The organism is Metabacillus mangrovi, from assembly GCF_009711125.1.
GTDB classification, from domain to species: domain Bacteria; phylum Bacillota; class Bacilli; order Bacillales; family Bacillaceae; genus Metabacillus_B; species Metabacillus_B mangrovi.
The window spans coordinates 691,614-711,097 of the sequence record NZ_WMIB01000001.1; the positions used below are offsets into that span (position 1 = coordinate 691,614).

The following is a 19,484-nucleotide window of genomic DNA, read 5'->3' on the forward strand; positions in this document are numbered from 1 at the left end:
TTTCAATTCCTCCCGTTTTTCAATACTAAATCGTTATACGCTTCAATCGTCAGCGGATAGACCGCCTGATTTTTTTTCAGCAAAAAGGTGATGGTGTTCCTGAGAGCCAATTTCATCGCCTCGTCCAAGTCACGTCCTGCAGCAGCTCTTGCCTCATCCGCCCCAGGAAATATCCGTCCAGGTTCGATGTAGTCCGCTACGTAGATCACTTTCTCGAGAAGGGTCATTCCTGCTTTTCCCGATGTATGGAATCTTACAGCATCCAGGACCTCCTGATCACGGATTCCCGCTTCCTGTTCAATAAGGTAAGCTCCTACAGGAGCATGCCACAGTTCTTCATTATGAACAAGCAGGTCCCTGTTCATATTCTGTTCGATAATGATCTGCTTCATTTCTTCTTTAGGCCTGAATTTTGCGTAATCGTGAAAGATGGCTGCAAGTTCGGCTTTCGCTACGTCCGCACCGTATTTTCCAGCCAGTTCAATCGCCGTACCCATTACGCCCAGCGTATGCTGATACCGGTGGTCTGTCAGCTGCTCCCTTACAGCTGCCAGCGCTTGTTCACGTTCCATACAGTCCCCTCTCCCTGATATAATCCTTTATTTGGTCCGGCAGCAGGAAACGGGTGGTTTCCCCGTTACGGAGCCGCTCTCTGATCATAGTGGATGACACATCGAACTGGGGAACATCCGCCATCGTGACCTTGAAGTCCGTTGCCGGAGAGTAACCGGGCCGGTTTACTCCGACAAACCGCACGAGCCGGATCAGTTCATCAATCCGGCTCCACTGCGGCAGGAATTCAATCATATCTGCTCCGATAATAAAAGAAAATGATGCCTCCGGATATTTTTCTTTCAGGAGTACGACTGTATCGTATGTATAGGAAGGGCCGGATCTCTCGAGTTCGGCAGCCTGAATCTTAAATCCTTCCGCTCCCCCTATTGCGAGCTTGAGCATTTCAAACCGCTCATCGGGGCTTGAATGCTCCTCGTGCTGTTTATGCGGAGGAAGCCTGTTCGGCATGAACCAGATCTCATCGAGTGACAGGGCAGCCATCACTTCGCTCGCGATCAGCAAATGCCCATAGTGAGGCGGATCAAACGTGCCGCCGAGAATCCCAATCTCCTTCATGTTAAAAACTCCTTTACCGTTACGGAAGCTTGATTTGCTTATTCTCGCGTGATTCTTTGTAAAGAACGATCGTACTGCCGATCACTTGAACCAATTCCGCTTTTGCTCCCTTGGAAATCTGCTCTGCTACCGTGTCTTTATCTTCATCGCAGTTTTGGAGCACACTTACTTTCAGCAGTTCGCGCACTTCCAGAGCTTCTGCAACCTGTTTGATCATATTATCATTGACCCCGCCTTTGCCCACTTGAAAAATCGGGTTCAAATGGTGGGCTTCCGAGCGTAAAAATCGTTTTTGTTTTCCTGTCAGCATTTCTAAGTTCCTCCCAGTTTCTTCTTTACAGTCTCTTCCATCATACGGATGTCCGGCAGCACTCCTGTCCAGTGCCTGAAGGAGAGTGCAGCCTGATAAACAAACATCCCGATTCCAGGGATGATCCGGCATCCTCTATGCTCCGCATCTTTCAGAAAAGCCGTTTTCATTGGATTGTAAATAATATCACTCACTAAAGTCCCGCTCCTGACTTTCTCAAGAGACAGGGGCTGCCCGTTCACATTCGGAGACATCCCGATGGAGGTTGTCTGAATGATCAGGTCATACCCTGAAAGGCGGGCTTCCGCTTCCGTAAGCGTTAGAGCCGTTCCCTTTGTACCAGCCGGGCTTTCTTTAATGATTAAGGCAGCTTTTTCGATTGTCCGGTTGGCGATATCCGCTTCTTTGATTCCCTCAAGCGCCAGCGCAGAATAAATGCCTCTCGCTGCCCCGCCCGCACCGATAATCAGGCACTTCAGATCCTTGAGATTGCTCCCTGTAAATGGTTTTATTGACTCAATGTATCCCGGTCCGTCTGTATTGTATCCTATAAGCCGTCCGTCTCTGTTAACGATGGTATTGACCGCTCCCATTGCTCTTGCGGAAGGATCCGTCTCATCGAGGAATTCAAGGACTGCCTCCTTATGCGGGATGGTCACATTGGCGCCCTTGATCCCGAGAGCCCTGATGCCTTCCACCGCTGCTTTAATGCTGGACTTTTCAACATGAAACCGGTGATAGGAAGCCTTTATTCCAAGTGCCTTAAACGCCTGGTTGTGGATGTCAGGCGACATGGAATGGCCGACCGGACATCCGATGATTCCATAAAGCTCTTCCATTCACAGTCTCCCCGCTTTCGTTAAATTAAAGATGGACGCAAGCCGACATACACTCCTTTAGGAGCATAGGCAGTGATCTTTTTCCCAGGTTCATTAACGGTCACCCAGCCAAGTCCTGAAAAGACAATATCTGTTTTTGCGTCTTTAACAGTGAACGTGTGGGGAACGAGTTCCGGAAAGGCATCAAGCTGGCCGGGACGCGGCGGAGACAAAAGCTCTCCTTTGTGAGTCTCATACAGCTCGTCCGCCTGTTCAAGCTTTGTCCGGTGTATATAAAGTTCATTTGGAATGTAGCAAGTGAACGTGCTCCGTCCGCCTTTTAAAAAGTCAAACCGGGCAAGGCCCCCAAAAAAGAGCGTCTGCTCTTCATTCAGCTGGAACACTTTAGGCTTGATTTCTTTTTTGGGTGAAAGAAGCTTCAAATCATCCTGGTTCACATAGTGGGCCATTTGGTGATGGTTGATGATGCCGGGCGTGTCATAAAGGGCAGACCCGTCATCGAGCGGAATTTCAATAAGATCGAGTGTTGTCCCCGGATAATGAGAGGTCGTGATTAACTCTTTCTCCCCTGCTACTTCTTTGATGATGCGGTTGATGAAAGTTGATTTGCCCACATTGGTGCAGCCGACAACATAGACATCCTTGCCATCACGGTATTGATCGATCGCTTCTGCTACTTCTCTGACACCCTGCCCCCTTGAGGAACTGATCAGGAAAATATCAACCGGCTTCAGGCCGTTTTCCTTCGCTTCCTTCTGGATCCATGATATCAGCTTTTGTTTTTTCACTGATTTTGGCAGAATATCCGCTTTGTTTGCCACAAGCAAAACGGGGTTGCTCCCGGCAAATCGCTGGATCCCGCTGATCCAGCTGCCATTGAAGTCAAATATATCGACGATTTTCACGATGAGTGAATCCGTCTCCCCGACTCCATGCAGAATCTTCAGGAAATCGGCATCTGTCAATGCAACATCCTGAATTTCATTATAGTTTTTCAGGCGGAAGCATCTCTGGCAAATGACAGGCTCCCTCAGCAGGGCACTGGAAGGGGTGTAACCCGCTTCTTCCGGCTGCTCTGTCTGAATAGCTGCTCCGCAGCCAACACAATAAATTTTTTCCTTCACTTCTTTTCCTCCCATTGGATGAGCCCTCTTTTCTTGAGGGTATCCATAATCCGGCGTTCAATCCGGCGGTTAAAACGGGTCATAACGCCATCTGTCGAAGCGACCGGCACGACCAGGATGGTATGAAATCCGTTCCTGTTCCCTCCCAGTACATCGGTCAGGAGCTGGTCACCGATGACCACTACTTCATCCTTCCTCAGCTGCATGTCCTTGATCGCTTTTCTGAAAGCACGTCCCATCGGCTTTCTGGCCTTATAGATAAATGGAATGCTCAATGGATCACTGAATTCCTTAACCCTTTTTTCCACATTATTTGATACTATGGTAACTTTGATGCCGCTGTCGTTCATTTCTTTAAACCATTCGATCAGTTTTGGAGTGGCGCTGGGCCTGTCCCACTCGACCAGGGTATTGTCCAAATCCGTGATAATCCCTTTTATATTCCGTTCCTTTAATTGATAAGGGCTTATTTCAAAGATACTTTTTACAAACTCTCCAGGTAAAAACATTTTCAGCAAAGGGCTCACACCTCTTAAGATCATATTTTGCCAGTCTTCATCTTACCTAATTTCGACAAATACTTCAAAAAAATCTTTTCTTTCCCGCAGTCATGGAAATTTCAAGAAAATTTTTCGACAAGAACCGGCTGTTTTTTACAGCTGTGGATAACTCTATTCACATCATCCACCTACATCCTTCAAAATAAATTCCATTTATAAACAAAGTATTAACAGGTTATCCACTTTTTATTGTGGATAACAGAACGATTGTTCCGTTTTTCAATTCGTGTTAGATTAAAAGCAATTAAAGTCTGAACCGGATAGTATATGCTGATCCAAAAGCAAAAAGAACCGTTTACAGGAGGTGAACCGCCAATTATTTGGCCGGACAGTATGCGCAAATTATCGGATGAACTGCTGATTGAATCATACTACAAAGCTACAGAGCTTAAACTAAGCCAGGATTTTATCGTTCTGATCGAATGTGAAATTAAACGCCGTTCACTGAATCATGTAATCAGAGGCTAAGCCGGCCAGCCGCTAATAAGCTATACCCTTTAAAATGCCGGCGTCAATCATGAATGCATGCTATTATACCATGCTGAAGCCTGCCGCTCTACCAGGCCAAGAAAAAAACACCCCGGCCTGTGAGGTGCTTCAATTCCAGAAACCGCCGCAATACCAATAGTATCCTCCAAAAATCAAAAGCAGAATAAAAACGACGATCACGAATGCATACCAGAATCCGTACCCTGCTGCCGGCGGGATATATGGATAGGGATAAGGCTGCGGTCCGCAGCCGGGACTGCACGGATAATAACCTGCAGACATGTAAACGACCTCCTTCCAGGCTGTTTACATGCAGTGTATGTACACTTCTTCAAGAAAGTATAGGCATTTATTCCAATTATCCGTGGAATTTATCCCGCTATTTCAGAATTTTGCTTTCCGAAATTGACTCATACAGGATACGCGCCCCTTTTGGAGTCATGTGGTTTCCTGAAGGATCGATAAGACCGGAGGCCATCAAATCAGAATCCGTGCTGCCCCCTGCTTCCTTCACCATGTTTTCCCAATGATCGATCAGGCGGACATCCTCGCTTGACGCAATGCTCCTTACGATGTCGTTGTAGGAATTGTGCCAGTTCCTTGCTCCCCTGCCTGCATCATAGTAGATTCTTTCATATCTTGAATAGTAGAGCTTATCCTGCCCGTTTCCTTCTATAATCGGCAGACAGGTGATCAGCACTGGCTGACCGCCCTTTTTTTCGATTTCATCTATAAAATACAGGAGATTTGATTTAAAGCGGGCTTTTGAAACCCTTGGCTTGCCATTTTGCAGAACAACGGCATCGTTTGTGCCAAACATGATAAAAACCGTTTTCGGATTTCTGTCAAGCACATCCTGTTTAAACCGTTTTCTTCCATCCTCGGTCGTTTCTCCCCCGATTCCGGCATTGTAGACGTTCACTTTTCCTTGCTGTGATAGGTTGAGCAAGTTCACCCATTTTTCGTTCTCGGGGTAATCTCTGAGCGGAAAATTAGCCCCTCTTGTATTGCTGTCTCCAAATGCAACTGCGCTGTACTCATTATTCGGTCCGCATCCCGCAGCCGCAAGGAGACAAAGTATGACGAAAAGCTTCCTCACCGCGTGCACCTCCATAAGCTATACATCACTATAATATAGAATTCTTCGCGTTTCAACTGTGGTCTGCATTTATCCGGCAAAAGCCACCCGATTTGGAACTTTATCTGTCTAAACTGACACAGGCAAGCTGCACCCCACATACACATAACTAATAGGCAATTGCCTACATACAGACCTCGGGGGTGCTCACATGTCCGGAATATTTACGGCGCTTGCATACGTGATGAGGGAAATGATCTTCCTTGTTAGCTATGTAAAGAACAATGCTTTTCCGCAGCCGCTATCTTCAAGTGATGAAAAAAAGTACCTGCAGCTGATGGCAGAGGGAGATGAACATGCCAGGAACCTCCTGATCGAACATAATCTCAGGCTGGTGGCCCATATCGTCAAGAAGTTCGAAAACACGGGAGAAGACGCAGAAGATCTGATCTCCATCGGGACGATCGGTCTTATCAAGGCGATTGAAAGCTACTCCCAGGGAAAGGGCACAAAGCTCGCAACATACGCTGCCCGGTGTATTGAAAATGAAATTCTGATGCATTTGCGCGCCCTGAAGAAAACGAAAAAAGATGTCTCGCTTCATGATCCGATTGGCCAGGATAAAGAAGGGAACGAGATCTCGCTGATCGATGTTCTGAAATCCGAGAGCGAGGATGTAATTGATACCATCCAGCTGAATATGGAGCTTGAGAAAGTAAAGCAGTTTATCGGCGTCCTCGATGAGCGGGAAAAAGAAGTCATTACGGGCAGATTCGGGCTCGATTTGCAAAAGGAGAAAACACAGCGTGAAATCGCCAAGGAGCTGGGCATTTCCAGAAGCTATGTTTCCAGAATTGAAAAGAGGGCCCTCATGAAAATGTTCCATGAGTTTTACCGTGCTGAAAAGGAAAAAAACAGCAAAAAAAAGAGAAGATAGGGAGCAGCAGCCCTTATCTTCTCTTTTTCTTTCCATTTATTTTTTTTAAAACTAGCCGCTATCCTTCTCCACTGTTAGATAATTCATCCATGCACTCCTGAACATAATACCCGCTCCTTTCTTATTGTTATGATTTTCCCTTAAAGCATCAAATGGCGGTTTTTCAAGTCATCCATCAAGTTTTTGACTTGATGGTCATAGTTCGCTTCCGCTTTCGTTTTGTGATTGCGCTTAAACGTTACTGTCACAAATAGTAAATGAATGGTCATCCGTTATCACCTCCTTAAAGGCGAGGCGCCGGGGCTCAAAACGCTGCAAAAAAAACGCCGCAGGTCCTGCCCCGGGCGTCTTCAGCAAGATATAAAACGCCCCAGGCAAGCAAACCGCTCAGCCTGAGGCGTATATTCCAAGTATAGAAAAGGACATACGTCGCTAAAGAACAGCCGGCCAATTGTAAGGGTTTGCTTTATTAAACTGTTTGAGTTCTCTTTCAGCAGAATATCTCATCATTTTAACCGGCCTCCTTTTTTCCAATTTTGTTTATGTGGCAATTATATCCACAGTTACCAAAAATGTAAACGGATTTCCTTTATCTTTTTGAAAATGGGCATTTTGGTATTGGCTGTCCTACGGATGCTTAGAAATCTGGAGACAAACATCTGTATTTATTATTCGCCACTTGATGAAAGCACTTTTTAAAATTGCTGTTGATTTCCGTTGCAGGCGTTCGCTTTCCGCGGGGCGGGCGGTGAGCCTCCTCATCGCTTCGCGATTGCGGGGTCTCACCTGTCCCGCTGCTCTCAGCTCGGAGTCTCACGCCTTCCACTCCAATCAACAGGTGTGAGGATTTTGCGTTGTTCTTTTACTTTGCTTTATTAGGAGCTTCGTTCAACTTTGCTGTTTATTCCGGTAGAAGCGCTTGCTTATCCAGGGACGGTGGTGAGTCTCATCTTCTCCTTGCGTGTTCCTATGCTTTCAAGCTCAAAGTCTCATGGCTTCCGCTCTAATTAACAGGGGCAAAGATTTAGACCTCGATCAATTACTTTGCCTGATTAAAAGCTCTTTTAAATTTGCTGTCGATTTCCGCTGCAAGCGTTCGCTTTCCGCGGGGCGGGCGGTGAGCCTCCTCATCGCTTCACGATTGCGGGGTCTCACCTGTCCCGCTGCTCCCGCTGGAGTCTCACGCCTTCCACTCCAATCAACAGGTGTGAGGATTTAGGGTTGTTCTTTTACTTTGCTTTATTAAAAGCTGAGTTAAACTTGACTATTAATTTCCGGTACAGGCTTTCTCTCATTAAGGGATGGTTAGGCTTCTCTTCTCTTTGCTTCGCGAACTCCAGGGCTTACCTGTTTCGCTGCAAGCTTAATGTCTCACGCCTTCCGCTTCAATCAATCTAGGTCTATTCAAAAAAAACCCCCGCCATGCTCGTTGAAGCATGGCGGGGGTTTTAGGGTAATCTGCGGAATTTATTGCTCAGTGTCTTCCTGCAGCTTCTTTTTATAAACGAGTGATACTTTAAAACAGATCATTGCTGCTAAGAGCATCATTCCGGATGCTCCCAGCATGCCGGGTTGGCCTGACGGGTGTTCGGAAGAAACAAAAATACCAATATAGAAAAATGTCCCGAGTGCGAGCAGGACGATCGCGTAGTTTTTAAAATCGATTACAAGTTCGTTCCAATGCTTTTTCAATCCAATCACCTGCCGGAATAGAATATGTCATCTGTTTCATCGTAACATATTCTTACAGTCCGGATGGCTTGTAAAATCAGGAAAGAGCTGTGCGGAGATCTTCGATTAAATCCTCTGCGTCCTCGATTCCGACTGAAATCCGGATCAGTCCGTCTGTAATGCCAAGTTCTTTTCTCCGCTCAGGAGGAATGGAAGCATGCGTCATCCTGGCAGGAACGGAAATGAGACTTTCCACTGCACCAAGGCTTTCAGCGAGTGTGAAGTATTTAAGCTTGCCAAGTACTTCATCTGCTTTTTCCTGGCTTCCTACGTCAAAGGAGACCATCCCTCCGAAGCCGCCGGATTGTTTTCTCGCAATCTCGTGGTTCGGATGCTCTTCAAGGCCCGGGTAATAAATTTTCGATACAGCAGGATGCTCATTCAGGAAAGCCACAATTTTTTCTGTGTTCCGTTCAGTCGCCTCCATGCGCAGGCCAAGTGTTTTTACTCCGCGGATCAACAGCCAGGAATCCTGCGGACCGAGAATGCCGCCGGTGGAGTTCTGCACAAAATGAAGCTCTTCGGCAAGCTCAGAGCTGTTTACCGCTACCAGACCCGCTACTACATCACTGTGGCCGCCGATGTATTTTGTTGCGCTGTGCAGCACGATATCCGCGCCCTGTGTGATCGGAGTCTGCCAGTATGGTGTGCTGAACGTATTATCCACGATTGTAAGCAGACCTTTTTCCTTTGCAAGAGCAGCAGATGCTTCAATATCCGTGATCTTCAGAAGCGGGTTGGTCGGTGTTTCAAGATACAGCGCTTTTGTATTCGGCTTGATGGCATCTTTGATATTTTGCAGGCTGCTTGTATCCACAAAGTCAGACTCGATTCCCAATCTGTTCAAGACCTTTGTCATCACGCGGTATGTGCCGCCGTATACGTCATCTGTCATGATCACGTGGTCCCCGCTGCTGAATAGCATCATGACTGCAGAAATAGCAGCCATTCCGGAACCGAAAGCAAAGCCGGCGTGCCCGCCTTCCAAATCTTTTATCAGCTCCTCGAGCGCATGTCTCGTTGGATTTCCGGTTCTGGAGTACTCAAAGCCTTTATGCTCACCGACTTTATCCTGCTTATAGGTGCTGACCTGATATACCGGTACATTTACTGCACCTGTCTGTGCGTCTCCGGTAATGCCTCCGTGGATCATCTGAGTCAGTTTTTTCATTCCTATATGCCTCCTTCATAAATTCTCTTGCTTAAGTACCGTTCACTGCTGTCAGGAAAAATCGTTGCGATGATGCTGCCGGGTGGAGCTTTTTCTGCCTCGAGAATGGCTGCATGAAGAGCTGCGCCTGATGAACTCCCGGCTAATACCCCTTCTTTTACGGCAAGCTCAGCTACACGTTTGAACGCATCTTCATCAGAAATTGTGTGGATGGCATCAAAAAGCTCCCGGTCCATGTACTCAGGCAGAAATTCCATGCCGATCCCTTCTGTTTTATGAGGACCCGGCTCACCGCCGTTAAGGACAGAGCCTTCGGGCTCCACAATACATGTTTTAATGTCAGGATTCTTTTCCTTTAAATATCTGGCAGTGCCTATAAACGTCCCGCCGCTTCCCGCGCCGGCAACGAAAACATCGATTTTTCCCTGAAGCTGTTCCCACAGCTCAGGTGCAAGCGACTTATAATAAGTACGGGGATTTGCAGGGTTTCCAAACTGCTGGGGGCAATAAGAGCCAGGGATCTCTGCTTCAAGCTCCGCCGCTTTCTCGATAGCACCCTTCATCCCAAGACTCGTCGGCGTATGAATGACGTTTGCTCCGAGCGCTTTCATGATCTCCTGTTTTTCCATGCTGAATTTTTCCGGGACACAGAAAATGACCTTCAAGTCCTCGCGGAGTGCTGCGAGGGCCAGTCCGATTCCCGTGTTGCCTGCCGTGGGTTCAATGATGGTGCCGCCTTTTTTTACTTTACCTGTTCTCAGCGCATCTTCGATCAGTTCTTTCCCCAGCCGGTCTTTAATGCTTCCGCCGGGATTATAAAATTCAAGCTTCGCGAACAGCTTTGTGCCGTTTGAAAGCGAAAACTGCTGCAGTTCCATGACTGGAGTCTCTCCAATTAATTCGTGAATTCCTTTTACTGTTTTCATCGTGCACCTTCTCTTTCAGCTGGCGGGGCTGGTTATAAATGCCTTACGATCCGAAGAACGTGTTCTGCTGAGTGCAGTCCGGCTGTTTCCAGGAATTGATCGAAGGAAACATCTGATTCCTTCCCGGCGATATCGGACAGAGCACGGATGATGACAAATGGCACCTCAAACTGATGGCAGACTTGGGCAATTGCAGCTGCCTCCATTTCCACCGCGTACAGATTTTCAAATTTTGTCCGGATATAAGCGACACGCTCAGGATCATTCATGAAAGAGTCACCTGTTGCGATCATACCGGTTACTGCCTGGATGCCTTCAATCCCTTTTGCCTGCTCTTCTGCCACTTCAAGCAGACGTGCGTCCGGTTTATAAGCAGCCGGCAGCCCCGGTACTTGACCGTATTCGTAGCCGAAAGCGGTCACATCTACATCATGATGGCGCACCTCGGAAGAAACGACGACGTCCCCTACGTTCAATGAATGATGAAACCCTCCTGCGGAACCGGTATTAATGACGCTGTCAGGCTGAAAGCGGTCGAGGAGAATGGCCGTACTCAAGGCTGCATTTACTTTTCCGATTCCCGACTTCAGCAAAACAATTTCTTTTCCTTCGTATAGTCCTTCTGTAAATTCACTTCCGGCGATCACAGAAGTGCTGCGGTTCTCAAGCTTTTCCCTTAAAATGTTTACTTCTTCTTCCATTGCTCCGATTATCGCTATTTTCAATGTCATTTCCCTCTTTCTTTACTGCTGTTTAACGGCTTCCATAATCCATACAAAAGGATTCATCTGACTGAATGAGACAGCAAATCCATGCTTGCTGAATAGTGAACGCATGACAGCGTGTGTGGTGTAATATTCGGTCTCAAGGTCCCGGGCCAAACTTATAAACTGTCTGCTCCGTGCTTCCCTGATCTTCGCCTGATACGCGTCACGGTCCTTGAAGACAGTATCGGCAAAAACTATTTTACCACCTTTGGCAAGCATCGTTCCATAAACACCGACAGCTTGATCTTTTTCTTCGTCTGTCAGGTGATGAAAAGCATACGTACTTACAATCGCGTCAATAGGAAAAGCCGGTTTGGGAAACTCGAGGAAGTCTCCATTATGAAGCTCTGCGTCCGGCAGCTTCTCGGCAGCTTTCTGCCTCATTGCTCCAGACGGTTCAATTCCGTATACTTTTTTTCCTGCATGAAGGAGAACGGCGGTCAGGTTGCCTGTGCCCACCCCGAATTCAATGACGTTCTGACCGGCTCTCCCCGCTACTTCTTTGAGGATCTTTTCATAATCCTGAAAAACTTCTTTGTATTCCAAGTCATGGCCGCTGACGGTTGAATCGTAATCGGATGCCCAGCCCTCGAACAACTCTAAAAATTCTCTGCCCATAATGTCCTCTCCATTTCGTCTCACGTATAAAATAAACAATTCCTATGAGTATACTATGATTTAATTACAGCAACTGTTCAAAGATTATCATAAAAGACAGGAGCCAACAACAGAAATGTTTTCCATAGCCCGCTGCAGCAGGCTTTCTGGTACAATATGAAAAGGAAAAGCAGGAGGAGAACAAAGATGGATTTCAAGCTTGATTACCTGAAAGATAAAGTCGAATTTTTTGAAAACACCTCTTTGAAAGAGCTCGAAGCAAAAATTTCAGAACAAATCGATCACAATAAAGCCATTATGATGGAGGTTCATTCCGTTTCCCATCAAATGCATGTGATGGAAGACGGCCGGAGATTTTACAGCGCAGTTGTGCATTTCAAGGCAAAATTGCAGTAGTTTTCCCGAACTTGACAGAGCTTCACTCTTAAAAAGCAGCATCTTCTATGATCCGGTCTTAACGGACCTGTATGCCGCTTCCATGCAGGAGAACCGCAGCCCTCTTCGTCTTTACAACAAAAAAGGGAGACGCCGTTTGTGCGTTTCCCTTTTTTACGTATCAGATTACTTTTTTGTCACAGTAAGCGGCTTCCAGCCTTCGTTCTCCACGAAAGTCATCGTCACCTCATATTTTTCTCCCGAGTTCTTTGCAGATACGGTTCCTTTTGCATCATTTGGTGAACCGTTATTCCCGAGGAACCAGATCGTCATATTATTTTCCGGGATTCCGGTGGCTGTACTTAGCGCTCTCGTCATTTCCTTCCAGTCTGTAGAGCCTTTATCGTAGACAGCTGTATGCTCACCGCTCTGTTCTGTTCCAACAGGCTCCCATTTTCCTTCACCTGTCGGATCGGCGTTCTCTTCGTTCTCATTCTTTTTTTGCTCTTCTTCTTTTTTCTGATCTGCAGGCGGCTCTTCCTCAGGCTTTGGTTCTTCCTCAGGCTTGTCCCCGGCGGATGTATTTGATGAATCGCTATTTTCGTCTTCATTTTGTGATGCAGCTTCCTCATCTTCTTTGCTTGTTTCCGCGCTTTGAGTCTGCTGTTCGGAAACCTTGCTGCTTGAGGGCTGCTTATTATCGCCGCCAAGAATAAGCTGTGAGCCTACCGCCACAATCAGAATCAGGACAACCCCGATGAGCACGTTTAAAACCACATTCGTTTTTCGGCGCTTATCACGGTTACCATAGCGGGTTCTATTCATATTCTCCACTCCTTTTCCCACTTACCTTCAGCTTTATTCTATCATCGGACTGCTAATCTAGCCAGTTTTGATTGCCGGGCTTCTCTCCCTGCCCATCTCACAGCATGCATTTATGACCCGCTTCCGATTGCAGCGGCCAGGTCATAGAATACTTGATTGGCGGAAGCTCTTGAAGCAACGGTGTCCGCATCCAAAACGACTAGAGCGTATTTTGGATTATCAGATGGGAAGTAGCCGGCAAACCATTTATTGATCAGGTTCTGCCCCGAAACATCCTTCTTCCCCGTCTCGGCTGTACCTGATTTGCCCGCTGTGAGGAAAGGGAGCGAACGGAATTTAGAGCCCGTTCCCTTTTCATCTTCTACCACAAGCCTGAGCAGCTTCTGCAGTTTTTGAACCGTGTAGCGGTCTATAGAAGGGCCTGGCTGCTCCTGATCTGGAAACCGGTACATGACCGTACCGTTTTTATAGAGTATTTCTTCTACAGCCTTCACTGTCATTTTTTCTCCGCCCCTTGCAATGGAAGCCATCATATTTGCGATAGCAAGAGGTGTGGCCTGAACATCCTTCTGGCCGATCGCAGCTTGAGCCACTGCTTTTTTTGAGCCCTTATCCCGTTCGTCCTTCCACACCGTTCCGCCTTTCTCTTCCGGAAGCTGTTTAAAGAGACTGTAATGGAAGACAGGTCCGGACCAGCCGGCCGGCTCGAGCAGACCAAGATTCGCTGCTGTTTTTTCCAGATAATCCGGATCTTTTTTGATCAGCTCATTGGATAAGATATTGTACGTGTAATTGCAGCTTCTGGAAAAGCTTTTATCAAAATCCAGGGTGCCAAGTTGTCTGTCCTCTTCCGGAGCTCCATACGGATTCAAGTCGCAGTTATAGCGGGCTGAAGGATGATCCAGACCGCTTTCAATTGCAGCGGCAGCCGTCACAATTTTAAAAACAGAGCCCGGCTTCATGCTCTCCAGCATATAGTTTTTCATGCCGGAACCGTCTCCGTTCGGATCCAGTTCCGGTTTACTCGCCATCGCAAGGATTCCATTTGACTGGATATCCAGGAGCACCGCTCCCCCTTTCTGAATCGGTGAGCTGCTTAGGATCTCTTCCATCACCCTCTGATTCTCTTCGTCGATCGTTGTCTTGATCTGCACCGGATAATGGGAGCTTGAGTCAGCGATGTATTTGACATTCACCCCAAACAGCGGATTCCCGTTTCCATCTACATGGTAGAGAAGCCTCGTTTCTGATTCGGGAAGGAGGAATTCATCAAAAGCCTTTTGCAGACCGGAGGCTCCGATTTTCGTATTGACCGGCAGTTTTTTTTCAGGATATCTTGTTTTCATTACTTCAGGCATCTCGGCTGTGAAGCCGGTCAGGTGAGGTGCTGGCCGCTCTGCGGAAGAAGTCTGAACCATCACTCCATAAATCCCGGGAAACTTCAGGGAATTGATTTGATCCAGATCGTTAGGCGTCAGCTCGGCTCCGTCTTTCTTGGCAAGTATGAGCGGTTCATCAGCCCGTGATACGAGAGAGATCAGGATACCTTCGGACATACCGGTGATCCTGCTGATTTCCTTTCCCGGCCAATCGAGCCCGCGGATAAAAGGAAACAGAACAAGAGAGGGCTCATCTCCGCCGGAGAGGGACGTCCCGTTCCGGTCAAGCATAGAGCCTCTTCCGTTATTGATGAGGACCGACTGTGTCCGCTGCTGGACGCTTTCTTCGATTAAATTAATATGATGGCGCCCGAAATGTTCTGTATTGAACAGCTGCAGGTCCGCAAGCCTTCCTGCAAGCAGCAGAAGCCCGGCTGTGATGACGATGCATACTGTAACCATTCTTTTTCTGATTTTCCGCATAAAAAAACCACCTCGTCAACATTCTCGACGGGGCGGTCAGGATTTAACCTTACTTGATGCTTATAATTTTAACCTGCATTTCACCGCCTGGAGTTTGAACCGTTACTTCATCCCCTACCTGGCGGCCGATCAGATTTTTTGCAATTGGAGAGTCGTTGGAAATTTTCCCTTCAAACGGGTCGGCTTCTGCGCTTCCAACGATGGTATAGGATTCTTCTTCTCCGTCCGGGAGCTCCTGGAACGTTACCGTTCTTCCAAGTGCTACAGAGTTGGAGTTGGAAGCATCTTCAACAATGATTTTTGCATTGCGGATCATATTTTCAAGGGTTGTAATCCTTCCCTCGACAAACGCCTGGTCTTCCTTCGCAGAATCGTACTCGGAGTTTTCTGAAAGGTCGCCGAAGCTGCGCGCCACTTTAATCCGTTCTACAACTTCTTTGCGGCGTACCGTTTTCATGTACTCCAGTTCTTGTTCCAGCTTCTCTTTTCCCTCTTTAGTCATCGGAAATTCTTTCTCTTGTGCCATCGTCACACACTCCTTCTGAATCAGCTGTCCCCCAAATTAGCGTTATATGTTAGACCTGTTAATATGACAAGAGCGAGGACAGGATGCCCTCACACTTTCCTTTCATATCAGGAATCGGCTATGACTGCCTTTTTTATGAAACCTTTAACAATCTATACATAATATGGGCACACTGCTCTATATCTATGCTATGGTATTACAAAATAGCGTTTTGTTCAAGAATTGTTTGAATTTTTGTTACCATTAAATCAACCGCCACATGATTCTGGCCGCCTTCCGGAATGATAATATCCGCATAGCGCTTTGTCGGCTCGATAAATTGGTTATGCATCGGCCTGACAACAGAAACATACTGTTCGATGACTGAATCTATGGAACGGCCCCTCTCTTTGATGTCTCTGAGGATCCTCCTGATAATGCGGATATCTGCATCTGTATCTACGTACATTTTTATATCCATCAAATCTCTGAGCCGCTCATCCTCAAGGATCAGGATCCCTTCCAGTATGATGACGTCCTTCGGTTCTATCTCAATAACCTCTTCAGATCTGGTATGGATTTTGTAGTCGTATACCGGCTTTTGGATCCCTTCATAATGAAGCAGCTTTTTCAGATGATCAATTAACAGATCATTATCGAAGGCAAGAGGGTGGTCATAATTCGTGTTCAGCCTCTCTTCATACGGAAGATGACTTTGATCTTTATAGTAATAATCCTGTTCGAGCATCATGATCGAATGCCCTTTAAAATGCTCGTAAATCGCCTTGGTCACGCTCGTCTTTCCTGAGCCGGACCCTCCGGCAACCCCTATAACAACGGGTTTTTTCACCATTTTTCAGTAAACCCCTTCCGCCTCTAGATGGATAAATCAACCGGTGATGGCCTGCCCCGGCAGAATCGGATGGGCCCGCTTCTGCCGGGGCAGAGGAGCCTTCCGGTTTTATTTTTTCTTTTTGCTGACAGCGATGCCGTCGCCCGCCGGGATCATACACGTATCATAGCCTTCATGCTCCATAAGCCAGCTGTTATAGCCGGCAATCTTTCGGACAAGGGTACGGATTCTTTTGCTCTCAATGTTCTCCTGTTCCTCTGCAACAAGGCCTTTAAACAAAATGTTATCAGTAATGATGATTCCATCTTCTGAAAGCATCGGTTCATATAGTTCAAAGAAACGCTGATACTGTCCTTTGGCTGCATCAATAAAAAGGGCATCGTAAGGTCCCTCTTTGCTGACCGCATCAGCAAGCTCGAGCGCATCGCCAAAATGAACGCTGATTCTGCCGCTTAGTCCATGATGCTCAATCCGCTTTACTGCCTCGCTGTACCTATCTTGATCACGCTCGATGGTTACGACAGCTGCCTGTGGAACAGCCTCTGCCATCCGGATCGCAGAATAGCCGATGGCAGCCCCGATTTCAAGGATACGCTTGGGAGCATGAATCCGGAGAAATTGCAGCAGTACTTCCATTCCCGCTGGCTCCATTATGGGAACCCCATGTTCGCGGGCATAGGTTTCCATTTCCTCAATGGAAGCGGAGCGCCCGGGAATCATGCTTTCGATGTATTGATGAAGCTTTGGTTCAAGCAATTAGATGATCCTCCTTGCGCAAAAAGAAGAGCTCTCTGCCGGGAACTCTTGTCTTAAAAATTCTGCCTATACTTTATAGCTCGATATATTTTAGCATAAATAATGAAGGAATGAAAATAAAGTTCACGCTGTCCAGACATCCTGAAGGCCTTGAAAAGAACGGATGCGGATCAGCTGCATGCAGCAGCAGGATCCACATCCGTTCAGGACAGACAATTTTACATTATTGTTCGGACTTTTCTCTTGGCCCGGTAATATGCTTTTCCTTCAGACGGTTGTGTTCATCCAATGTTTTGGAGTAATACACTTTTCCGTCAGGGGCTGCCAGAAAATACAGGAAGTCCGTGTTGTCAGGCTTCAGGGCAGCTTCCATCGATACGGTGCCGCTGTTAGAAATCGGTCCGGGCGGCACTCCTTTGTTTCTGTATGTGTTGTATGGTGAATCTACCTTCAGATCTTTATAAAGTACCCGGTCTTTATGTCCTCCAAGCGCATATAGCACAGTCGGGTCCGTTTGAAGCGGCATGTTGGTCTCCAGCCTATTGAAAAACACACTGGAGATCATCTGCCTGTCTACCTGCCCGGTCGCTTCTTCCTCAATTATAGAAGACATGGTCAGGAAATAATGGACGCTCCATTTCTTTTCCTTAAGCTGCGGAAGATACGGTTTAACGGCTGCATCTGTCTGGCTGATCATTTTCTCAAGGATGGTATCCAATGCTGTCTTTTCATCGGCAAATGGATAAGTTGCCGGATACAGGTAGCCTTCGAGCTTGTACTTCACCTTTTTATTGTCGATTTCATTTGTTACCGTTTCCGGGTATTTCTTTTTCATCGCTTGAATAAACGCCGGATCCTGGAGTCTTTTCATGACTTCTTCTTTGGAAAATTCGGTATTCTCTTCAATGTTGGAAGCAATCTGTGACAGCTGATGGCCTTCCGGAACCGTGATCTGGATGGCAATATCCTCTGACATTTTCCCGGTCTTCAACAAACCGATCATTTCATCCATTGTCATGGATTTGCTCATTAAATAGTCCCCGGCCTGAAAGCCCGTTTCATTTCTGAATTTCACATAATATTTAAAGACTCTTGCATCCTTAATCAGTCCCTCTTTTTTCAGCTCAGCTGCAATTCCTGATACTGAGGATCCGAGCGGGATCGAAATTTTCACCTGCTTTTCATTCGATGAGTCAACCGGACTTAAGGAGTTTTGAATATATACGATCAGTGAAACCGCAATAATTGCGAATACGATCACTGCTGTAATCACGATTCGAAGGACAATCTTGCGGATTGATTTTGCTTCCTCCTGTTTTTTCAGTAAATTTTTATGTATGGATGGTTTTTGTTTCATCCTTTTCCCCCTTTCACTTCCGTATATTATACTACAAAATTCTTCCCGATTCGTCATCTTGAAAATTATTGCCTGACAGATTTTGCTGCATTGTGCTGAATGCTGCTGACGGGCATTACCCCTGGCAGGTGGTAAGCCTCCTCCTGGCTGTACAGCTGCGGAGTCTCAGCTGCCGCCTGTTCTTACGCCTTCCTCCAAGATCAACAGGTATGAAAAACCACAAAAAAAAGCCGGCGGCTGCCGGCTTTTTTCTTATTTTTCTTCTTCATCATCGAAGAACGTGTTCATCATTTCTTCGATCATATCCCATTCTTCTTCAGTTTCGATCGGCTGGAGCTCTCCGTCTTCTCCGTTTTCACTTGGAGTGAAGCTTGAAGCGTGGATTTCTACATCCTCTTCATCCTGGTCCTCACTGCTGATTGGATAGTAAAGCACGTAAGATTTTTTAAATTCATCTGATTCAAAAGTGAACAGAATTTCGCAAAGCTGTTCATTTCCGTTTTCGTCTACTACTGTAATTTGTTTTTCACCATGTTCCATGTTTTTCACCTCGTTATAAGTATGTCCGTTACCGAAGGCTGTCAAGATATCCCTGAAGGATCATGACAGCGGCCATTTTATCGATGACCTTCTTGCGCTTCTTCCGGCTCACGTCGGCCTGGATGAGCATCCGCTCTGCTGCCATTGTGGTCAGCCGTTCATCCCACAGGACGACCGGCAAAGAAAACGTTTCTTCAAGAAGGGAAGCGAATCGCTGGCACGCTTCGCCGCGCGGACCAATTGTTCCATTCATATTCTTCGGAAGACCGACGACTATCTTGTCCGCCTCTTCCGTCTTGATGATTTCAGAGAGCCTGTTCAGACCGAAGTCTCCGCCCTCTTCATTAATCTTGACCGTTTCAAGTCCCTGGGCTGTCCAGCCCAGATGATCGCTGACTGCTACTCCGATCGTTTTCGTTCCATAATCAAGCCCTAATACTCGCATTCATTACTCCTCGCGGTTATTTTGCAGGTACGATTTAACAAGCTCCTCGATCAGCTCGTCCCTCTCAAGCTTTCTGATCAGACTTCTTGCATCGCGGTGGCGGGGAATGTAAGCCGGATCTCCTGAAAGAAGATACCCTACAATCTGATTGATCGGATTGTATCCCTTCTCTTTGAGTGCATCATGTACGGTAAACAATACTTCGTTCACATCAGCTTGAACGGAATCATCTGAAACGTTGAATTTCATTGTTTTATCAAATGAGCTCATTTTCTGCACCTCTTT

Annotated in this window: 26 protein-coding genes; 3 read left to right on the forward strand and 23 right to left on the reverse strand. The window is 46.8% G+C overall.

Annotation, left to right across the window (positions count from 1 at the left end):
• Positions 1 to 2: 2 nt before the first annotated feature.
• From yqeK to GKZ89_RS03720, 6 genes are read right to left on the reverse strand one after another with little or no spacing between them, the layout of a single operon-like run.
• Entirely contained in the window at positions 3 to 572 is a 570-nt protein-coding gene (gene yqeK, locus GKZ89_RS03695; protein ID WP_155110995.1) for a bis(5'-nucleosyl)-tetraphosphatase (symmetrical) YqeK, read from the reverse strand.
• Positions 562 to 1,131, reverse strand: coding sequence for a nicotinate-nucleotide adenylyltransferase (locus GKZ89_RS03700; protein ID WP_155110996.1), 570 nt, complete (start codon positions 1,129 to 1,131; stop codon positions 562 to 564). Before GKZ89_RS03700 ends, yqeK begins: the two co-directional genes overlap by 11 nt.
• A 19-nt stretch (positions 1,132 to 1,150) precedes the next feature.
• A complete protein-coding gene (yhbY, locus tag GKZ89_RS03705; protein ID WP_155110997.1) occupies positions 1,151 to 1,441 on the reverse strand; it encodes a ribosome assembly RNA-binding protein YhbY in 291 nt (96 codons plus the stop codon).
• Between the two features lie 2 nt (positions 1,442 to 1,443).
• On the reverse strand, positions 1,444 to 2,280 hold the full coding sequence (gene aroE, locus GKZ89_RS03710; RefSeq protein ID WP_155110998.1) for a shikimate dehydrogenase: 837 nt from the start codon (positions 2,278 to 2,280) through the stop codon (positions 1,444 to 1,446).
• A gap of 20 nt (positions 2,281 to 2,300) precedes the next feature.
• On the reverse strand, positions 2,301 to 3,404 hold the full coding sequence (gene yqeH, locus GKZ89_RS03715) for a ribosome biogenesis GTPase YqeH (RefSeq protein ID WP_488225883.1): 1,104 nt from the start codon (positions 3,402 to 3,404) through the stop codon (positions 2,301 to 2,303).
• Positions 3,401 to 3,913 (reverse strand): YqeG family HAD IIIA-type phosphatase, encoded by a 513-nt coding sequence (locus GKZ89_RS03720; RefSeq protein ID WP_155111112.1) that lies wholly within the window; start codon positions 3,911 to 3,913, stop codon positions 3,401 to 3,403. The genes yqeH and GKZ89_RS03720 overlap by 4 nt, the downstream gene beginning before the upstream one ends.
• Before the next feature lie 384 nt (positions 3,914 to 4,297).
• Between GKZ89_RS03720 and sda the strand changes: the two genes are divergently transcribed.
• On the forward strand, positions 4,298 to 4,432 hold the full coding sequence (sda, locus tag GKZ89_RS03725) for a sporulation histidine kinase inhibitor Sda (RefSeq protein ID WP_155111113.1): 135 nt from the start codon (positions 4,298 to 4,300) through the stop codon (positions 4,430 to 4,432).
• A gap of 129 nt (positions 4,433 to 4,561) precedes the next feature.
• Here sda and GKZ89_RS03730 read toward each other — a convergent pair whose 3' ends face one another.
• Together GKZ89_RS03730 and GKZ89_RS03735 are read right to left on the reverse strand one after the other, a co-directional pair.
• A complete protein-coding gene (locus GKZ89_RS03730; protein WP_155111000.1) occupies positions 4,562 to 4,735 on the reverse strand; it encodes a hypothetical protein in 174 nt (57 codons plus the stop codon).
• Between the two features lie 97 nt (positions 4,736 to 4,832).
• On the reverse strand, positions 4,833 to 5,567 hold the full coding sequence (locus GKZ89_RS03735; RefSeq protein ID WP_155111001.1) for an SGNH/GDSL hydrolase family protein: 735 nt from the start codon (positions 5,565 to 5,567) through the stop codon (positions 4,833 to 4,835).
• Between the two features lie 175 nt (positions 5,568 to 5,742).
• Between GKZ89_RS03735 and sigK the strand changes: the two genes are divergently transcribed.
• On the forward strand, positions 5,743 to 6,468 hold the full coding sequence (sigK, locus tag GKZ89_RS03740; RefSeq protein ID WP_155111002.1) for an RNA polymerase sporulation sigma factor SigK: 726 nt from the start codon (positions 5,743 to 5,745) through the stop codon (positions 6,466 to 6,468).
• Between the two features lie 140 nt (positions 6,469 to 6,608).
• Here sigK and GKZ89_RS03745 read toward each other — a convergent pair whose 3' ends face one another.
• The 6 genes from GKZ89_RS03745 to GKZ89_RS03770 all read right to left on the reverse strand — a co-directional run bounded on the left by GKZ89_RS03745 (position 6,609) and on the right by GKZ89_RS03770 (position 11,681).
• Positions 6,609 to 6,737: a YrzI family small protein gene (locus tag GKZ89_RS03745; RefSeq protein WP_155111003.1), complete on the reverse strand. Its 129-nt coding sequence runs from the start codon at positions 6,735 to 6,737 to the stop codon at positions 6,609 to 6,611.
• 1,198 nt (positions 6,738 to 7,935) lie between these two features.
• Positions 7,936 to 8,160 (reverse strand): YrhC family protein, encoded by a 225-nt coding sequence (locus GKZ89_RS03750; protein ID WP_155111004.1) that lies wholly within the window; start codon positions 8,158 to 8,160, stop codon positions 7,936 to 7,938.
• A gap of 76 nt (positions 8,161 to 8,236) precedes the next feature.
• The gene (locus GKZ89_RS03755; RefSeq protein ID WP_155111005.1) at positions 8,237 to 9,370 is read right to left on the reverse strand and encodes a bifunctional cystathionine gamma-lyase/homocysteine desulfhydrase; all 1,134 of its coding nucleotides are present in this window, start codon (positions 9,368 to 9,370) and stop codon (positions 8,237 to 8,239) included.
• 2 nt (positions 9,371 to 9,372) lie between these two features.
• Positions 9,373 to 10,296, reverse strand: coding sequence for a PLP-dependent cysteine synthase family protein (locus tag GKZ89_RS03760; protein WP_155111006.1), 924 nt, complete (start codon positions 10,294 to 10,296; stop codon positions 9,373 to 9,375).
• 32 nt (positions 10,297 to 10,328) lie between these two features.
• Positions 10,329 to 11,021, reverse strand: coding sequence for a 5'-methylthioadenosine/S-adenosylhomocysteine nucleosidase (mtnN, locus tag GKZ89_RS03765; RefSeq protein WP_155111007.1), 693 nt, complete (start codon positions 11,019 to 11,021; stop codon positions 10,329 to 10,331).
• Positions 11,022 to 11,039: 18 nt separating this feature from the next.
• Positions 11,040 to 11,681, reverse strand: coding sequence for a class I SAM-dependent methyltransferase (locus GKZ89_RS03770; protein WP_155111008.1), 642 nt, complete (start codon positions 11,679 to 11,681; stop codon positions 11,040 to 11,042).
• A 186-nt stretch (positions 11,682 to 11,867) separates the two neighbouring features.
• Between GKZ89_RS03770 and GKZ89_RS03775 the strand changes: the two genes are divergently transcribed.
• On the forward strand, positions 11,868 to 12,077 hold the full coding sequence (locus GKZ89_RS03775) for a DUF2536 family protein (protein ID WP_155111009.1): 210 nt from the start codon (positions 11,868 to 11,870) through the stop codon (positions 12,075 to 12,077).
• Positions 12,078 to 12,242: 165 nt separating this feature from the next.
• Here the strand turns inward: GKZ89_RS03775 and GKZ89_RS03780 are convergent, their stop codons facing one another.
• From GKZ89_RS03780 to GKZ89_RS03820, 9 genes are all read right to left on the reverse strand, one after another.
• A complete protein-coding gene (locus GKZ89_RS03780) occupies positions 12,243 to 12,881 on the reverse strand; it encodes a DUF1510 family protein (protein WP_155111010.1) in 639 nt (212 codons plus the stop codon).
• Positions 12,882 to 12,991: 110 nt separating this feature from the next.
• Positions 12,992 to 14,743 (reverse strand): peptidoglycan D,D-transpeptidase FtsI family protein, encoded by a 1,752-nt coding sequence (locus tag GKZ89_RS03785; protein WP_155111011.1) that lies wholly within the window; start codon positions 14,741 to 14,743, stop codon positions 12,992 to 12,994.
• A 49-nt stretch (positions 14,744 to 14,792) separates the two neighbouring features.
• Positions 14,793 to 15,269: a transcription elongation factor GreA gene (gene greA, locus GKZ89_RS03790; RefSeq protein ID WP_155111012.1), complete on the reverse strand. Its 477-nt coding sequence runs from the start codon at positions 15,267 to 15,269 to the stop codon at positions 14,793 to 14,795.
• A gap of 196 nt (positions 15,270 to 15,465) precedes the next feature.
• Positions 15,466 to 16,101 (reverse strand): uridine kinase, encoded by a 636-nt coding sequence (udk, locus tag GKZ89_RS03795; RefSeq protein WP_155111013.1) that lies wholly within the window; start codon positions 16,099 to 16,101, stop codon positions 15,466 to 15,468.
• 108 nt (positions 16,102 to 16,209) lie between these two features.
• Positions 16,210 to 16,821, reverse strand: coding sequence for an O-methyltransferase (locus tag GKZ89_RS03800; protein ID WP_155111114.1), 612 nt, complete (start codon positions 16,819 to 16,821; stop codon positions 16,210 to 16,212).
• A 259-nt stretch (positions 16,822 to 17,080) separates the two neighbouring features.
• A complete protein-coding gene (mltG, locus tag GKZ89_RS03805; RefSeq protein ID WP_155111014.1) occupies positions 17,081 to 18,214 on the reverse strand; it encodes an endolytic transglycosylase MltG in 1,134 nt (377 codons plus the stop codon).
• A 252-nt stretch (positions 18,215 to 18,466) separates the two neighbouring features.
• Positions 18,467 to 18,754, reverse strand: coding sequence for a DUF1292 domain-containing protein (locus GKZ89_RS03810; RefSeq protein ID WP_155111015.1), 288 nt, complete (start codon positions 18,752 to 18,754; stop codon positions 18,467 to 18,469).
• Between the two features lie 28 nt (positions 18,755 to 18,782).
• The gene (ruvX, locus tag GKZ89_RS03815) at positions 18,783 to 19,199 is read right to left on the reverse strand and encodes a Holliday junction resolvase RuvX (RefSeq protein ID WP_155111016.1); all 417 of its coding nucleotides are present in this window, start codon (positions 19,197 to 19,199) and stop codon (positions 18,783 to 18,785) included.
• 3 nt (positions 19,200 to 19,202) lie between these two features.
• On the reverse strand, positions 19,203 to 19,469 hold the full coding sequence (locus tag GKZ89_RS03820; protein WP_155111017.1) for an IreB family regulatory phosphoprotein: 267 nt from the start codon (positions 19,467 to 19,469) through the stop codon (positions 19,203 to 19,205).
• Positions 19,470 to 19,484: the final 15 nt, after the last annotated feature.

Bases quoted from the DNA above. Each gene is read 5' to 3' on its own strand.
- GKZ89_RS03700 (WP_155110996.1), bottom strand. From the start codon at position 1,131: ATGAAGGAGATTGGGATTCTCGGCGGCACGTTTGATCCGCCTCACTAT.
- GKZ89_RS03820 (WP_155111017.1), bottom strand. From the start codon at position 19,469: ATGAGCTCATTTGATAAAACAATGAAATTCAACGTTTCAGATGATTCC.
- yhbY (WP_155110997.1), bottom strand. From the start codon at position 1,441: ATGCTGACAGGAAAACAAAAACGATTTTTACGCTCGGAAGCCCACCAT.
- GKZ89_RS03760 (WP_155111006.1), bottom strand. From the start codon at position 10,296: ATGAAAACAGTAAAAGGAATTCACGAATTAATTGGAGAGACTCCAGTC.
- GKZ89_RS03775 (WP_155111009.1), top strand. From the start codon at position 11,868: ATGGATTTCAAGCTTGATTACCTGAAAGATAAAGTCGAATTTTTTGAA.
- greA (WP_155111012.1), bottom strand. From the start codon at position 15,269: ATGGCACAAGAGAAAGAATTTCCGATGACTAAAGAGGGAAAAGAGAAG.
- GKZ89_RS03720 (WP_155111112.1), bottom strand. From the start codon at position 3,913: ATGTTTTTACCTGGAGAGTTTGTAAAAAGTATCTTTGAAATAAGCCCT.
- mltG (WP_155111014.1), bottom strand. From the start codon at position 18,214: ATGAAACAAAAACCATCCATACATAAAAATTTACTGAAAAAACAGGAG.
- GKZ89_RS03800 (WP_155111114.1), bottom strand. From the start codon at position 16,821: ATGATTCCCGGGCGCTCCGCTTCCATTGAGGAAATGGAAACCTATGCC.
- GKZ89_RS03780 (WP_155111010.1), bottom strand. From the start codon at position 12,881: ATGAATAGAACCCGCTATGGTAACCGTGATAAGCGCCGAAAAACGAAT.
- sigK (WP_155111002.1), top strand. From the start codon at position 5,743: ATGTCCGGAATATTTACGGCGCTTGCATACGTGATGAGGGAAATGATC.
- udk (WP_155111013.1), bottom strand. From the start codon at position 16,101: ATGGTGAAAAAACCCGTTGTTATAGGGGTTGCCGGAGGGTCCGGCTCA.
- GKZ89_RS03785 (WP_155111011.1), bottom strand. From the start codon at position 14,743: ATGCGGAAAATCAGAAAAAGAATGGTTACAGTATGCATCGTCATCACA.
- GKZ89_RS03735 (WP_155111001.1), bottom strand. From the start codon at position 5,567: ATGGAGGTGCACGCGGTGAGGAAGCTTTTCGTCATACTTTGTCTCCTT.
- GKZ89_RS03755 (WP_155111005.1), bottom strand. From the start codon at position 9,370: ATGAAAAAACTGACTCAGATGATCCACGGAGGCATTACCGGAGACGCA.
- GKZ89_RS03770 (WP_155111008.1), bottom strand. From the start codon at position 11,681: ATGGGCAGAGAATTTTTAGAGTTGTTCGAGGGCTGGGCATCCGATTAC.
- ruvX (WP_155111016.1), bottom strand. From the start codon at position 19,199: ATGCGAGTATTAGGGCTTGATTATGGAACGAAAACGATCGGAGTAGCA.
- yqeK (WP_155110995.1), bottom strand. From the start codon at position 572: ATGGAACGTGAACAAGCGCTGGCAGCTGTAAGGGAGCAGCTGACAGAC.
- GKZ89_RS03810 (WP_155111015.1), bottom strand. From the start codon at position 18,754: ATGGAACATGGTGAAAAACAAATTACAGTAGTAGACGAAAACGGAAAT.
- GKZ89_RS03745 (WP_155111003.1), bottom strand. From the start codon at position 6,737: ATGACCATTCATTTACTATTTGTGACAGTAACGTTTAAGCGCAATCAC.
- GKZ89_RS03730 (WP_155111000.1), bottom strand. From the start codon at position 4,735: ATGTCTGCAGGTTATTATCCGTGCAGTCCCGGCTGCGGACCGCAGCCT.
- aroE (WP_155110998.1), bottom strand. From the start codon at position 2,280: ATGGAAGAGCTTTATGGAATCATCGGATGTCCGGTCGGCCATTCCATG.
- sda (WP_155111113.1), top strand. From the start codon at position 4,298: ATGCGCAAATTATCGGATGAACTGCTGATTGAATCATACTACAAAGCT.